Source organism: Demequina aurantiaca, assembly GCF_000975135.1.
GTDB classification, from domain to species: domain Bacteria; phylum Actinomycetota; class Actinomycetes; order Actinomycetales; family Demequinaceae; genus Demequina; species Demequina aurantiaca.
Genome location: NZ_BBRF01000001.1, coordinates 311,177 through 326,000, shown reverse-complemented (window position 1 = coordinate 326,000; position 14,824 = coordinate 311,177). Strand labels below are relative to the sequence as shown.

The 14,824-nt window shown below is 61.8% G+C and carries 11 protein-coding genes; 10 read left to right on the top strand and 1 reads right to left on the bottom strand.

Features of this window, described 5'->3' with window-relative positions; translation table 11 throughout:
• Nucleotides 1-851: 851 nt before the first annotated feature.
• Both AOP73_RS01380 and AOP73_RS01375 read left to right on the top strand, forming a co-directional pair.
• The gene (locus AOP73_RS01380) at nt 852-2,087 is read left to right on the top strand and encodes a hypothetical protein (RefSeq protein ID WP_152650500.1); all 1,236 of its coding nucleotides are present in this window, start codon (nt 852-854) and stop codon (nt 2,085-2,087) included.
• Between the two features lie 110 nt (nt 2,088-2,197).
• Nucleotides 2,198-4,405, top strand: coding sequence for a bifunctional glycosyltransferase/CDP-glycerol:glycerophosphate glycerophosphotransferase (locus tag AOP73_RS01375; protein WP_084626469.1), 2,208 nt, complete (start codon nt 2,198-2,200; stop codon nt 4,403-4,405).
• Nucleotides 4,406-4,439: 34 nt separating this feature from the next.
• Here AOP73_RS01375 and AOP73_RS01370 read toward each other — a convergent pair whose 3' ends face one another.
• Complete coding sequence (locus tag AOP73_RS01370) at nt 4,440-5,942, bottom strand: polysaccharide pyruvyl transferase family protein (protein ID WP_061962861.1); 1,503 nt, start codon at nt 5,940-5,942, stop codon at nt 4,440-4,442.
• 228 nt (nt 5,943-6,170) lie between these two features.
• Between AOP73_RS01370 and AOP73_RS01365 the strand changes: the two genes are divergently transcribed.
• The 8 genes from AOP73_RS01365 to nagA all read left to right on the top strand — a co-directional run bounded on the left by AOP73_RS01365 (nt 6,171) and on the right by nagA (nt 14,820).
• The gene (locus AOP73_RS01365; RefSeq protein ID WP_084626468.1) at nt 6,171-7,394 is read left to right on the top strand and encodes an ROK family transcriptional regulator; all 1,224 of its coding nucleotides are present in this window, start codon (nt 6,171-6,173) and stop codon (nt 7,392-7,394) included.
• Between the two features lie 66 nt (nt 7,395-7,460).
• Entirely contained in the window at nt 7,461-8,825 is a 1,365-nt protein-coding gene (locus AOP73_RS01360) for an extracellular solute-binding protein (RefSeq protein WP_061962860.1), read from the top strand.
• A gap of 198 nt (nt 8,826-9,023) precedes the next feature.
• Nucleotides 9,024-9,992, top strand: coding sequence for a carbohydrate ABC transporter permease (locus AOP73_RS01355; RefSeq protein ID WP_061962859.1), 969 nt, complete (start codon nt 9,024-9,026; stop codon nt 9,990-9,992).
• The gene (locus AOP73_RS01350; RefSeq protein WP_061962858.1) at nt 9,992-10,825 is read left to right on the top strand and encodes a carbohydrate ABC transporter permease; all 834 of its coding nucleotides are present in this window, start codon (nt 9,992-9,994) and stop codon (nt 10,823-10,825) included. The genes AOP73_RS01355 and AOP73_RS01350 overlap by 1 nt, the downstream gene beginning before the upstream one ends.
• Complete coding sequence (locus AOP73_RS01345; RefSeq protein ID WP_061962857.1) at nt 10,822-12,264, top strand: glycoside hydrolase family 3 protein; 1,443 nt, start codon at nt 10,822-10,824, stop codon at nt 12,262-12,264. The genes AOP73_RS01350 and AOP73_RS01345 overlap by 4 nt, the downstream gene beginning before the upstream one ends.
• Before the next feature lie 8 nt (nt 12,265-12,272).
• Nucleotides 12,273-13,160: an ROK family protein gene (locus tag AOP73_RS01340; RefSeq protein ID WP_236683478.1), complete on the top strand. Its 888-nt coding sequence runs from the start codon at nt 12,273-12,275 to the stop codon at nt 13,158-13,160.
• Nucleotides 13,153-13,935: a glucosamine-6-phosphate deaminase gene (locus tag AOP73_RS01335; protein ID WP_061962855.1), complete on the top strand. Its 783-nt coding sequence runs from the start codon at nt 13,153-13,155 to the stop codon at nt 13,933-13,935. The genes AOP73_RS01340 and AOP73_RS01335 overlap by 8 nt, the downstream gene beginning before the upstream one ends.
• 9 nt (nt 13,936-13,944) lie before the next feature.
• Nucleotides 13,945-14,820 (top strand): N-acetylglucosamine-6-phosphate deacetylase, encoded by an 876-nt coding sequence (gene nagA / locus AOP73_RS01330; protein WP_236683477.1) that lies wholly within the window; start codon nt 13,945-13,947, stop codon nt 14,818-14,820.
• Nucleotides 14,821-14,824 lie beyond the last annotated feature (4 nt).

Here is a 14,824-nt window from a genome sequence, read left to right as displayed (position 1 = left end):
ATTGGCCACAGTCTCCAAAGGGATCGGGGATCGAACCGGAATCCCACGCCCGTGTCATGGTCCGAGTCACGGAGACATTGCGCGCAGTAGGTGCGGATGACGCTGCGATGTTGATGGCAGAACGAGTACTGACGTCCCGTCCAAGAAATCCCGACCTGGTTGCGCATGCTTGCGGGACAATTCTTCGATTGGCGAAGGTGGGACCTCCGAGCGCTGTGATTGCGGACTTGGTCGACAAGTTCCCCTCGCCAGAGGTGTGTGCTTACGCACAACGAGTAAATGATGGCGAACAGTTACTGACCGACCTCACCGCGAGATTCCCTTTGGCTGAGTATGAAATGCGGATACTCAGCATCAGACGGGGGAGCGGACTTGCGGGGGCTATCTACGCCGGTCAACTGTGGAATGAGAGTGCGATTCATGACGAGGCGTTACGACTGTCGCGCCGTGACCATTGGCCTGAGGGTAGCGCCAGCAAGGACCTTGTCAGTTGGTCCGCATGGCACCAATCACGGCGCTTCTCGCGTGGACGTGGCCGACTGCTAGGCATAGACGATGATGACGTCGCACGCGCCGTATTTCACAACGTGAAACATGAGCTCGCGATAAAGATTCCTATCGATCGCATTGCTGACGAGATCGCTCGCACTCATAACGGTTTGCCAATAATGGTTGAGTTGCCCAGCCTCAGCGTGAAGTACCTCGCACCGTACCCCTCAAGCAGATTTGGGCCTCACTACCTTTACGATGCATTGCGGCGTAAAGGTTTGCCTGTGTATTTCGTGAGGTTTCCCAACGAAGTAGTCGTGGGGAAGACCGAATCAGGTTCGGTGCGACCGAAGGGTCCTACCGTGAGCGCAGGTTCGATGGGGTCTGGATTAAAGCCTGCAAACCGCACGTGGAGCAGCCTGCCAGAGAAGACTTCAGACCTGGTGGTAACCTCCGGAATTCGTTCAGTTGTTGGATTGACCGAACGTATTGACGGAGGGGTGGTCTTGAACTCCGGCGCACCGCTGAAGGCCTACGCATACGACCGGTCATTCCGCCAGGGGTGGCAATATGAGGTTCACAGTTCGGTGCATCCGCGTGGCGGATTTACTAAACTCGTTATACCCACCGAGACGAGTGACGCTTGGATCGACTCGGGCGCGGGGATTGTGAGGCAGAAGCCAATACCTGGTGAGATGGTTGACGCGGCGTTGTCGGTTGGCAGGTGGCCTTTGGAGTCTTGGCACGATCTCTTGGCTCAAGCAGTGATGCCCTACTTCACTGAGGTGGTAGACAGGGCCCGAGTTCAAATGGAGAGATGGGGGACAACTGACGTTCACATCGGGGACTACCTTTATGTTGAACCAGCTCTGGTTTCCGCAGTGGCGGTGCAGCGCGGAGCCAAAATCCATGTCTGGCCACACTCCTCAAACCCCGTACACGTGCCATGGCACGCCAAGCACCGCATCTCTACTGTTCGCGCAGTGACACGCGCGGGTGTGCGGCAGTGGGAGTCTCAAATGCCCAATGTGCGCGTCATTCATGACCCCTCGTTGCTCGTCACCCCGAACGAAGTTCAGGTGCCGTGGATAGCGGACGCTCCTGTCTCCTTGGTGCTAGTGGGCGGGCGTCCCATCATGCGTAACCTGCCCATCCTCGACCTCGAAACACACGAGCAGCTCTATCGGGACTTCTTTGCCTCTCTGGAGCCGCTCGTGAGCGCTGGTCGGCTGCAGGTGTATTTCAAGCCGAGAGGAATGTCCGGAGAAAATGAGGCATGGCTGGAAAGCGTGGTCGGTAGGACCGCCGACTGGAAACCTGTCCTCGAGCATCCGATGAGAATGAACTTGCCCAATCCTGTTCTTGGGTCAGTCTCGGTCGGATCAACTGCGCTCATTGAGGGAGTGTCACGGGGGATTCCGGGGCTGATCATTCGTGAAAGCCAAGTGCGTGACTACCTGGCACTTGAGGCCGGAAGTCTTCCGGTATTCACCAGTCTGGAAGCCGTGGACTGGCTCGAGAGCCATGTGAGTCAGGGAGCGTGGGAGGCTTGGCGCGAGCAGCAGGTCTCGTGGCTCGAGACGGAGTTGGCCCCTTAGAATAGGGGCACCATGTCGACGATGATGACTAGAGTGTCGTCTCTTCCTTGAAACCGATGGCGACTCACCTGTCGAGCCGCCATCTGATATGAACCCGAGAGTAGGGTCTCTTGCCCGAGCCAGAATTCTCCATTGTCATTCCCGCGTACAACGTCCAAGGCTATCTTCGGCAAGCAGTCATGTCTGTAGCGGCGGTCGATTCTGTGGAAGTGATTGTCGTTGATGACCGTTCCACTGACGGAACATCGGCACTGGCGGATCAGCTCGCGGAGCAGTACGCCTCTGTGCGCGTGACCAGGCCGGAAAGCAATGTTGGGCTCGGGCGCGCTCGAAATCTGGGCATGCGGGAGGCAAGAGGTGCGTACATCCTCTTTCTCGATGGCGATGACTACCTCGTCGAGGGAGCACTTGAACGAATTCGGTCGACGATCAATCAAAATGCAGCCGATGTCGTGGTTTTTGGCTACGAGCGACTTTACCCGAACGGATCCGCAGTCCAAGGTGTGCAACGCGCGCCCCTGCAGGTAGAAGGGGTCTTTGTCGCCGCCGACCAGTTGTCGATCCTGGATGTCCTCAATGTGGCATGGAACAAGGCCTACCGCCGAGAGTTCCTGGAGGAGCTAGCAGTTGAGTTTCCGGTGGGCTACTACGAAGACATTCCATGGTCCTATCCGATTCTTGCTACAGCGAAATCGATTGTGACTATTGACGAGCCTCTCTATCGCTACCGCCAGCGTTGGTCGGGCTCTATCTTGCGCAGTACTGACGCTCGCCATATTCAAATTGTCGACCAGTTCGAACGGTTGATGGGGATGATGGATGGGCTTGGCGTGACCGAGGCGATGCGCGTAGAAGTGTTCACGCGCGCCTTGAGAAACATCATCACACTCGTCACCGCGAAACGTAGCCGGATTCCGTCGAACTTGCGCCGGGAGTTTTATACCAGCGCGCGTCGTAGCGTGCATCGCCTGGCACCCGAGAGTTTCAGGCTGCCCACCGATGGCGACAAGTGGAAGCTAATTAGACGATTCTGGACGCTACCGTACCGCCCTTTTGCATTGCGAATGCGAGCATCCGAAGTGGTTAGAGCCGGCAAAAAGGTTCTTCGCAAGGGAGCCCACTCCACACTTCGGCTCCTGCGAGAGATCTACCACAGTCGACGCTTCTACTACATGTACCGACGTTTTTCTCGTGTTGACCAGCGCTTGGTCGTCATCGAAAACCTGTGGGGACGCTCGCCCCGGCTTAACTGTTTGGCAATCGATCGCGAGATTCGTCGCGCACGTCCGGATATGCGCATCGTTTGGAGTGTGGGGCCCACTGACTCCAAGGATGTCCCAGTCGGTTGGGAGTACGTTGTCAAGGGAAGCCACAAGTACTACCGTGTGCTCGCGACAGCAAGATTCTTCTTTCTCGATGTGAATCTCCCGTCCTTCTGGAGAAAACGTACTGGGCAGGTGTTTACCCAACTCCATCACGGTACGCCCCTCAAACGCATGGGTGTCGAGGAACTTGGGCAAGACCGGCGCTGGGTGGATGAGCTCCTTCAGCGATGTCAAAACTGGGACTATTCGTTAGTCGCGAATTCCTATAGTGCGGAGGTCTGGCAACATAGCTATCCGGTTAAGTGCAAGACTCTCGAGTACGGGTATCCCCGCAATGACTCACTCGTCAATGTGGATGCAGCAGCAGTGAGTTTGGCGAGACAGCGCATAGGCGTAGCGGACGATGCGCGGGTGATTCTTTACGTTCCAACGTTCCGTGAACGTGGCCGTGATCTGATACCAGCGGCAGAGTTCGACCTCATCGCTGATGCGCTCGACGACGGCGACATTCTGCTGATACGTGGTCACTACCTGGCTGGACACGAGCGTGGCACAGAATTACACAAGTCCCTGCTTGATGTCACGAACTATCCGTCCGTCGAGGACCTTTACCTCGCGTCTGACGTGCTAGTGACGGACTACTCGAGCGCCATGTTCGACTATGCCAATTTGGGTAGACCCATCATAGTGTTTGCATATGACTGGGAGCGGTACAGAATTCAACGAGGTACATATTTCGACATCACGATCGATGCGCCGGGGCTGGTGGCTCTCACGGCCAGTAGTCTGGCCGCGGCATTGAACTCACGAGAGTATGCGAGTCTCGGCAATGCGGCCCGACTCCAGCGGTTCCGAGAAATTTTCTGCGAGTTCGAAACCGGGCACGCGGCACGTGACATTGTTGCTCACGTGATTGACGGGGCTCCTCCTCGAGAAATCGAGCGAAATAACGTTCCCGCACTAGCGACGTGGCAAATGGACAGAGTCGCCTGACCTGCTATTGATCAGCATCCAGTCCACGCGCTCGCTAACGTCCAGGTAGTAATCTGCCAAGTCGGTCGGCAAGCTTTACCACCTTGCGGTTCTTGATCCTCTCCACGGTCGCGCGAGACAACTCGAGCTTCTCCTGTGAGACCTCAAGAGCGGAAGAAAGTTCCTCATTTGCCTCGCGCGCATTCTCTAGCGACGCTGCGAGCTCAGCGCTGCGATCTACTGACCTTGCGTAGTCATCGAATACTGGCGTGATGATCTCGTTCTCCGCCGACCACGCGCCGGTAGGCACATAGGTCTCGGACTCAAGCGTCGCGGAGAACTCGACAGGAGCGCCGGCACTCATCGCGGAGGCGAGGGCATCCCACCAATCGTTTTGAAACGCGCGCGCCCGCTCGCGCGCAGACTCCAAGAAGTGCGTGAGATCCACATCCTTCGCTATCGCCTCCCGAGCGGCGTCGCGCAATAGGTGCATTGAACTAGTGGGCAGTACGAAACGCTCGAGGCCAACGTTGCGCATCGATCCTCGCATCCGTACGGACGAGTAGTACGACGGCGCAATTCCAACAGTAGGAGTGGCGGCAGACGGCCCAAAGATAGTGGGGTGATAGCGGGTCGATAGCGACAGCACGGCTGCCTCGATCAAGGCGACATCCTCGCGTGCCGTGATCATGCGGGTTGCTCGAACTCGCGACGAATCGGCAAGCTCGGCAATGATCTCGTTGCTCTCCTGGTCCCGTGACGTTTGGGCGGAATCCAGTGAGCCCGCGTGAGGCGCGAGGAGTACGTCGACATCGTTGTCAGCGGATATGGCAGCACAGGCGGCAGCGATATCTGAGTAGTACGTATCGCGGTTCTCCCAAATCGAACCGTGGTGGTTGGTAAAGGAGGCCACCACGAATTGTTCATCACCCGCAAGTTCCTTGACAACCTTTCGCGCCTTGTCGTCCGAGGTCAGCACGGAGGCGTCGTCAAGAGTGTGATGAACTCGCTCGGGTCGCGCCACGTAGCGACGCATGAGCGCCGTGGTGGTTTCCTCTCTGCACCCGAAGGCTTGCGCGTAGTCAGCAATTTCCACGACGAGCTCGCGGTCCTCGGGAAGGAGCATCGGGCCGACTGTCTGACTGGAGACATAGAGCGGCTTCCCAAAGTGTTCAGCGATTCGTTTGGCCGCGACGCGTTCGTAAAGCAGGTGATAGTCGCGGGAATTCATGTTTCCGCCACCCGCGATGAGTACCGCATCCGCATCACGAATGGCGGGGTAGATGGGCATGTCGTCCCAGTCCTCTTCAGCGAGCACCCGGCCGACGTCTTTAAGCCGCCAGTCGTTGCGGGCTCGGGTCCATGCTGCTTTGAATCTCACTCGCGGCACTGCAGGTAGCCCGTAGAATCTCTCGGCAATGTGAGGTTCACCCGCCACAAGTGTGATCGCGTCAACGCCGCGCTCACGCAACATGTCGATGGCCGCCTCGGTCATGGCTTCATCGCCTAAGTGATAGAGAAACTGCCAACCAATGTCACCAACTACAACGACGTTCATATTTACCCTTCAGAGGGTCTGGGAGAGGGCGCGATTGCGCACCCAAGGCTATCGCGTGCGCTCATGGGTTACCAAGAAACGTCCCCTCTTGCTCGTGAGCAAGGGTGGCATCGACGTTGGCGCCCACTGAAGGGAGTCGAGGCAGCGGCGTGTTACAGCCCGGTAACGGTTTTGAAGATTTCGGTTTTGGGCTTGCATTTTGTTTGTTAGTGACCTTTACTAACAAACATGACAACCGAGGAAGCGCAGCGACGCACTTCCGGTGTGAGCGCCACAACGGCGACCAGCACCGGTGAGTTTGGCATCGCGAATCCCGCACGCAGCACGGCGTGGGCCGGCGCTGTGCAGGCTGGTGCGCGCGTCCTTCCTGAGCACGCTCGCAGCCACAACCGCGCCTTGGTGCTCCAGGCTCTCTTTCGTGCCGAGGGCCTCAGCCGAGCCGACCTCGCCAGGGAAGTCGGCCTCACTCGGGTCACCATTTCAGACCTGATCTCCGACCTCATCAACGAGAACCTCGTCATCGAGCTCGGTGTGCGCACCGATTCACGTCCGGGTAAGCCTGCCACGATGCTTGATATCAACCGCAACGGATTTGTGGTGGTGGGTCTGGACCTCTCCTTCAACTCCCGTTTCCGTGGCGCCGTCACCAACCTCGACGGCACCGTGTTGCACCGCGAGGAGCTCGACGTCACCGGTGTGACCGGCACGGAGGCTGTCGAGGCGACGGCACTCATCCTCGAGCGCCTCGTCGCTGCGGCCACCGCTCCGATTCTCGGCGTGGGCGTCGGTAGCCCCGGCATCGTCGACGCCACCGGCACCGTCCTCAGCGCCCCCAACCTCGGCTGGAAGGACCTGCCTCTCCAGCAGATCCTGTCGATGCGTGCTCAGCTTCCCGTGCAGGTAGCGAACGATGCGAACATCGCCGCGCTTGCCGAGCGCACCTTTGGCGGCGGTGGCGCCGACATGATGCTGGTCCGTGCTGGACGCGGTGTGGGTTCCGGCCTCATCGTGGGCGGCCAGCAGGTCTACGGGTCCGGCTCAGCAGCCGGCGAGATCGGCCACGTCATGGTCGGCACCGACGGCGGCGACACCTGCGTGTGCGGCAAGTCCGGCTGCCTTGAGACCTGGCTCGCAATCCCGCGCATCGAGGCCCGCCTCGCGAACGCGACCACCGAGGCCGAGCGCGAAGCAATTCTGCGTGAAGCCGGCGAACGCCTCGGCATCGCCACCGCGCCCATCGTGGGCGCCCTGAATTTGGGGGAAGTCGTGCTCAGCGGCCCCTCCGAACTGATCGACGGCCCGCTCATTGCAGCAGCCGCCGATACCCTCCGAGACCGCACGATGGCCGAGTTTGTCGGCGATCTTTCGGTCCGAATGACAACCCTCGGACGCGACATCATCGTGCTCGGAGCAGTAGTCATGGTCCTCACCGGCCAACTCGGGGTCTACTAAACCCCGAAAAACACCACAACGACGTGGCCATGGCGGTCACGGCAGCAAAGAGAAAAGGACACCGCTATGAAGAAGACGATGATCGGAGCAGCCGCAGCAACGGCCGCTACCGCACTCGTGCTCGCTGGCTGCTCAACCTCCAGTGAAGAAGAGACCACCGCGCCCACCACCGAGGCATCGACCGGTGCCACGGACGAGGCAATGACCGCCGAGTCGGCGGACATCACCCTGTGGCTCATGGGTGGCGACACCAACGACGACCTGCGTCAGTACCTCAAGGACACCTACGCAGAAGAGAACGGTGGCACGCTGACCATCGAGGAGCAGGGATGGGGCGACGCACTCGCGAAGCTGACCACCGCGCTTCCCGACTCGGCCAACACCCCCGACGTCACGGAGATCGGTAACACCTGGTCGCCCACCTTCACCGCGGTTGGCGCATTCAGCGACCTCACCGACATGTACGACGAACTGGGTGGCGACAGCCTGCTCCAGTCCTTCGTCGAGGTCGGCAAAAAGGATGACAAGAACTACGCCATGCCGTACTACTTCGGCTCGCGTTCCATCATCTTCCGCAAGGACATCTACGACGCAGCAGGCGTGGCACAGCCCACCACGCTGCAGGAGTTCAACGACAACGCCGCCAAGCTGAAGACGGACGACATGTCCGGCTTCTACCTCGGTGGATCCGACTGGCGCAACGGCATCTCGTGGATCTTCGCGAACGGTGGCGACCTTGCCAAGCAGGAGGACGGCCAGTGGGTCTCCACTCTCTCGGACCCGAACACCCAGAAGGGCCTGAAGATGCTTCAGGACCTCTACACCTCCGCCTCGAACGCTCCCGTTGGTGAGTTTGACTCGACTCCTTGGGTCAACATCAACAACAACGAGTCGACGGGCAAGCCCGAGGCTGCAACGATCATGGCCCCGAACTGGGCACACTGGTCGGTTGGCCTCACATCGGAAGACGAGAACGGCGACGTCGTTGTCGGCGACGACGGCACCACCCCCGTCCTGACCTGGGACGACGACACCTTCGGTACGTTCGCACTCCCCGGCGTTGACGGTGGCGTTGCCCCCGTATTCGCTGGTGGCTCGAACATCGGTGTCTCCGCTTCTTCCGAGAACCAGGATGCGGCCAAGCAGCTCATGACCATCATCTTCTCGGACGAGTACCAGACGATGCTTGCTGGTGCGGGTCTCGGCCCGGCCAACCTGGACTTCACCTCGGCACTTGGTGACGACCAGTTCGCAAAGGTCAACATCGAGGCAGCCTCCGGCTCCAAGCTCACCCCGGCGGCGCCGGGCTGGGCAGCAGTTGAGGGCAGCAGCCTCCTCGAGGAGTTCTTCGGCAAGGTCAACGCGGGCGGCGACATCGCAGCCCTCGCGACCGAGTACGACGCACAGATCACCCCGATGCTCAACGGCTAATCAGCCACACACCGGGGCCCCGTTCTTGACGGGCCGGGGCCCCACCCGTGTGTGAATCGTCCGCGATTCACCACCCGCGCGAGGTGCGCCTCGCGCCCGGGTCGGGCTCCCGCTCCCACAGCGGTGGCCCGACCCCACCCCAAACTTTGACTCCCCATACGCTGTATTAAACGACCCCAAAGAGAGGAGGAGAACGCCATGAGTTCACCCGTGACCTCCCCCAAGCGCCAGGCCCAGTCGGAAGAGTCCATCAAGGCCGCCGCCCATGCGAGTAAGGCCAAGCGCCGAGCCCGCCGCGCCCCGTACTGGTTGATCGCAGCTTCGATCGGCATCCTCCTCGTCGGAACCGGCTATCCGACCGCGTGGCAACTCGTCACGTCAACCCAGTCATATGGCCTCGCCCAGCAGTTCGGCGCGGCCGCCGAGTTTATCGGTCTCCAGAACTACATCGAGCTTCTATCCGACACTGAGTTCTGGCAGGTAGTGGGGCGTTCGCTCGTCTTCTGCTTCGTGGTGGCGGGTCTGACGCTCGCCCTTGGCCTCGCCTTCGCACTACTCATGAACGCGGTCAACAAGGCCGTCCGCTTGATCCTGCAGATCTCGATGCTGCTCGCGTGGGCAATGCCCATCGTCGCCTCGATGACCGTGTGGACCTGGCTCTTCGACACCCGCCGCGGTGTGGTGAACTACCTGCTGGACAAGATCCCCGGCGTCGACATGTACAGGTTCGACTGGTTCGCCAGCCCTTGGACCTTCTTCCTGATGGCGGGCATCATCGTCACCTGGATGTCCGTGCCGTTCGTCGCATTCTCGATTTTCGCGGGCCTCACGCAGGTCTCCGACGAAGTTCTCGAGGCATCCGCCCTTGATGGAGCATCCAACGGCCAGCGCCTGCGTCTCATCATCCTGCCCATGATCAAGCCGGTCATCGCCATCGTGATGCTTCTCCAGGTGATCTGGGACTTGCGTGTATTCGCGCAGATCAAGATCCTGCAGGACGCCGGCGCCAGCGGCTCCAAGTTCGACCTGCTGGGTACCTACATCTACAAGGTCGGTACCGGCTCGAACGACTTCGCCTCCGCCGCTGCCGCATCCGTCATCGTGCTCATTCTGACGATCTCCATCTCTTGGTGGTACGTCCGCAAGCTTATGAAGGAGGAAGACTGATGAAGCGCAAGTCCCGCGTTGGACTATCCGTGCTCGCGATAGTCATCTCGCTCGTCTGGATCTTCCCCGTCTACTGGATGCTGAATTCGGCATTCCTGCCCACCACCGTCCTAGAACGCTTCACCCCGACTTTCCTGCCTTTCGGCGGCTCATGGCGCAACTTCACGTCCGCGATGGACGACGGCACCTTCTTCAGGGCGCTCGGCATGTCTGTCGCCATCACGCTCATCGTGGTGTTCTTCTGCATCCTGTTCGCGTTCCTCGCGGCGCTGGCCATCTCACGATTCAAGTTCCGCGGACGCAAGACGTTCATCATCGCGGTGCTGCTGATCCAGATGCTTCCTGCAGAAGCGCTCTTCCTCGCTCAGTACAAGATGATGAGCTCACTCGGGCTACTCAACAGCGTCGTCGGTGTCTCCATCATCTATGTCGCGGCCGTCGTGCCCTTCACCATCTGGATGCTGCGTGGCTTCGTTGCCGGCGTTCCGGCCGACCTCGAAGAGGCCGCCATGGTGGACGGGCTCAGCCGCTTCCAGGCCTTCATGAAGATCACGTTCCCGCTCCTGGCCCCGGGCCTTGTCGCATCGGGCGTGTACGCCTTCCTGCAGGCATGGAACGAGTTCACGGTCGCCCTGATTCTGCTTCCCGCCGAAGATGCCCAGACGCTACCGCTATGGTTGCGTGGATTCGTTCAGGCCTCGGCCACCCGCGCCACCGACTGGGGTGAGGTCATGGCCGCATCCACGCTGGTTGCCGTGCCGGTGATCGTCTTCTTCCTCATCGTGCAGGGACGCATGACCTCCGGCCTCGTCAGCGGGGCGGTCAAGGGATGAGCGCGCTGCGCACCCTCATGCCCGGCTTTGTGGGACTCGACCTTCCCGATTGGGTTGCCCGCCGGTTGCGTGAGGGGATGGGAGGGGTGTGCCTGTTCGTCGACAACGTCGACAATCCAGAGCAACTCCGCGCCCTGACTGACGCGATCTACGAGGCCAATCCTCACGCTGTCGTGTCCATCGACGAGGAGGGGGGCGACGTCTCACGCCTGTATCAGCACTCCGGGTCGCCGTTCCCCGGCAACGCAGTGCTTGGCAGGCTCGACGATGCCGACACCTCCTTCCGTGTGGGCGAGCAGGTGGGGTGGGAGCTGCGTCGCGTAGGCGTATCACTCACCTTGGCGCCCGATGTGGACGTCAATTCGAACCCCAACAACCCCGTGATCGGCGTGCGCAGCTTCGGCACCGACCCCGAGCAGGTGGGCGTCCACGGCGCGGCCTGGACCCGCGGAGTGCAGTCCACGGGCGTCGCCGCCAACGCCAAGCACTTTCCCGGCCACGGCGATACTGCCCAGGACTCGCACGTCGACCTGCCGAGCATTGATGCCGACCCTGCCACGCTGCGGGCCCGTGAGTTGCCTCCGTTCGCGGCCGCCATCGCGGCTGGGATCGACACCATCATGTCCTCGCACATTATGGTTCCCTCGTTGGACCCTGCCGTGCCGGCCACCTTCTCGAAGCCCATCCTCCAGGATCTGCTTCGTGATGAGATGGGCTTTGATGGTGTCATCGTGTCCGACGCGCTCGACATGAAAGGCGCAAGCGGCGAGGTGGGCATCGCCCGCGCGGCCGTGCTCGCCATCGACGGCGGGTGCGACCTGCTGTGCATCGGCACCAAGAACACCGATGCGCAGATGGGCGAGATCGTCGCCGCGATTGACGCCGCGGTATCCTCCGGCGAACTTGCGAGCGACCGCCTCGCGGATGCCGCCCGTCGCGTGGAGTCGCTTGGTTCCACGCTCGCGAACCGGCGCTCCGCACTTCAGCCACCAGTAGACCTGGAACTTGGCAAAGTGCCTGGCCTGACGACCGAGGTCGTGGCGAGCGCCTTCGCTGTCACCGACGCTGCACGGGAACTCATCGAGGACCCCCGCCCCGTCGCGTGGCTCCAGCTGCAGCCCGCCTTCAACATTGCCGTGGGCCCCGCACCCTGGGGACCCTTCGCTACTGGCCGTGTTGAAGCATCGGCCGTTGGTAGTTCCATGAATGCAGCGACGTTGGTGGACCGCGTGCCCGAGGGCGCGTTACCCATCGTGGTGGGCAAGGACAACCACCGTCACGAGTGGATCCGCGACGCGATTGACGCGCTACGAGCGCGCGGAGACGTGATTGTGGTGGACATGGGCTGGCCGGATGAGTCGCTCGCCTACGCAGACATTGCAACCTTCGGAGCGTCACGCCTAGTCGGCGACGCGCTCCTTGACTTGATCGGACAATAGCCGTGCACGTGGGAGTAGATATAGGTGGCACCAAGACCGATGTGGTCGTGACCGATGCCTCCGGGACGGTGTCTCAGCGACACCGGGTGCCCTCGGGCCAGGGCAATGACGCGGTCGTCGCGGCGACCTTGGAGGCAGTGGCATACGTGTGTGCCGAAGCGGACATCGGCATTGCCGATGTCGAGTCCGTGGGCATCGGCGTTCCGGGAGCCGTCATCGACGGCGTCGTGACGCATGCCTACAACCTGGGCGTTGAGCGACTGGACGTGGCGACCACGCTGGGCGAGGCCTGGGGTATCACGCCCGTCGTCGACAACGACGTCAACGCCGCCGCCGTCGGCGCCTGGATCCTCACCGGCAACGGCAATCGCTCCATGGCGTTCCTGAATCTTGGCACCGGACTGGCCGCGGGCATCGTGCTCGACGGCAAGGTATGGCGCGGTCGCCGCGGCGCCGCAGGGGAGATCGGCCACATCGCGATCGATCCCTCCGGACCTTTGGACGCAGAAGGCACACCTGGCGCGATCGAAACCTACGCCTCGGGCAGCGGCATCGTCCGTCAGTGGGGCGGCAACACGACGGCCGAGGAGGTCCTGCGTGCAGCCACTCTTGGTGACCCGGCCGCTGAGATCATTCGTGATCGGCTCTTCTACGGCATCGCCTCTGCGGTGCGCGTACTGGTGCTGACGCTCGACGTCGACGAGGTCATTCTTGGCGGTGGTCTCACCAAGTGGGGCGAGCCGCTCATGACGGGCACACTCGCAGTGCTCAACGAATGGCAGGAGCGCAGCGCTTTCCTTAATTCACTGTGCCTCAGCGAGCGTGTACAGGCGCTCGACTCCACAGAGCCCGTCGCGGCCGTGGGCGCGGCGATGATGGGAGCCGGCCGTGGCTGAGGTTCGCATTGTCAGTTCGCCCGCCGAGGGTGGGGCGTTGATCGCCGACCACATCGCTGCGCGAGTCACCGCCAACCCGGACTTCACGCTAGGAGTGGCGACCGGTTCCACTCCGCTGCCCGTGTACGCTGCGCTGCGCGAGCGAGCCGCCGCCGGCACCGACTTCGCGCGCATGTCGGCGTTCGCACTAGACGAGTACGTGGGGATCCCGGTTGAGCACCCCGAGAGCTACCACTCGGTGATCGACCGCGAGGTGACCCGGCCATTGGGCCTGGTACCCGCGCGCGTGCACGTACCCGACGGCTCGCTCGACGGCATCCAGACGGCGGGGGAGCGCTATGAGCGTTCCCTGATCGACCACGGCGGCGTGGACCTGCAGTTGTTGGGGATTGGCACGACTGGCCACCTAGGGTTCAACGAGCCCGGCTCTAGTTTCGCCTCGCTCACTCGGGTCAAGACGCTCACCGAGCAGACGCGCACCGACAACACACGCTTCTTCGACAGTCTCGACGAGGTTCCCATCCACTGCGTCACCCAGGGCTTGGGCACCATCCTGCGCGCCCGTCACCTGGTGCTCCTCGCCTTTGGCGAGGGCAAGGCCGATGCTCTAGCCGCCGCAGTCGAAGGTCCGCTCACGGCCTCGATGCCCGGCTCCGCGATCCAGCTTCACGCGCACGTCACCGTAGTGGTGGACGAGGCGGCCGCGAGCAAGCTCCAGCACGACGACTACTACCGGTGGGCGCAGAGCAACTCGCCCGACTGGCAGCAGCTTTAGGCTATGGGCATGGGCAACTACGTCGACATTCACTGTCATGGCGGTGGCGGGCACTCGTTTGGAGCCGATGTCGATGGCACCCTTGCCGCATTGGCCGCTCACCGTGCCCACGGCACCGGCCGCCTAGTGGCGTCACTGGTGTCAGAGTCGCCCGAGCGCACCATCGCTGCGATGAACGTCGTCCGTGAGGCGATGGCCCGCGATGAGTCGATCCTTGGTGTGCATCTTGAGGGGCCCTTCATTGCTCCGGCACGCAAGGGGGCACACGATCCTGCTGCCCTGCGACTGCCAACAGTTGAGGCGATTGCCGAACTGCTGGAGGCCGGCAACGGAATCATTCGACAGATCACCATGGCGCCCGAGCTCGAGGGGGCCATGGACGCGATCTCGCAGTGCGTCGAGGCCGGTGTGGTGGTCGCCGTCGGTCACACAGAGGCCGATGCGGCGACGGCCCGTGAGGCCTTCGACCGGGGCGCGACCCTGGTCACCCACGGTTTCAACGCGATGCGCGGAATCGTGGGGCGCGAGGTGGGGCCCGTGGGTGCGGCTCTCGCCGATGAACGCATCGCGATCGAGTTCATTGCCGACGGTATCCACGTGGACCCGAGCCTGATCGCTTCGATCTTCCGAGCGGCCCCTGGCCGGGTGGTGCTGGTGACAGACGCGATGGCAGCAGCAGCATCGGCTCCCGGTCGCTACCCGTTAGGCACGTTGCACGTTGACGTGACCGAGGATGGGCGTGCGTTTGTCGCGGGCACGGAGACGCTCGCTGGGTCCACGCTCACCATGGACCGAGCAGTGGAGGTTTGTGTCGCGGCCGGGGTGTCGCGCGCCGATGCGGAGGCGGCGGCGACCACCACGCCGGCTCGCGTGCTAGGCATCTAGCGAC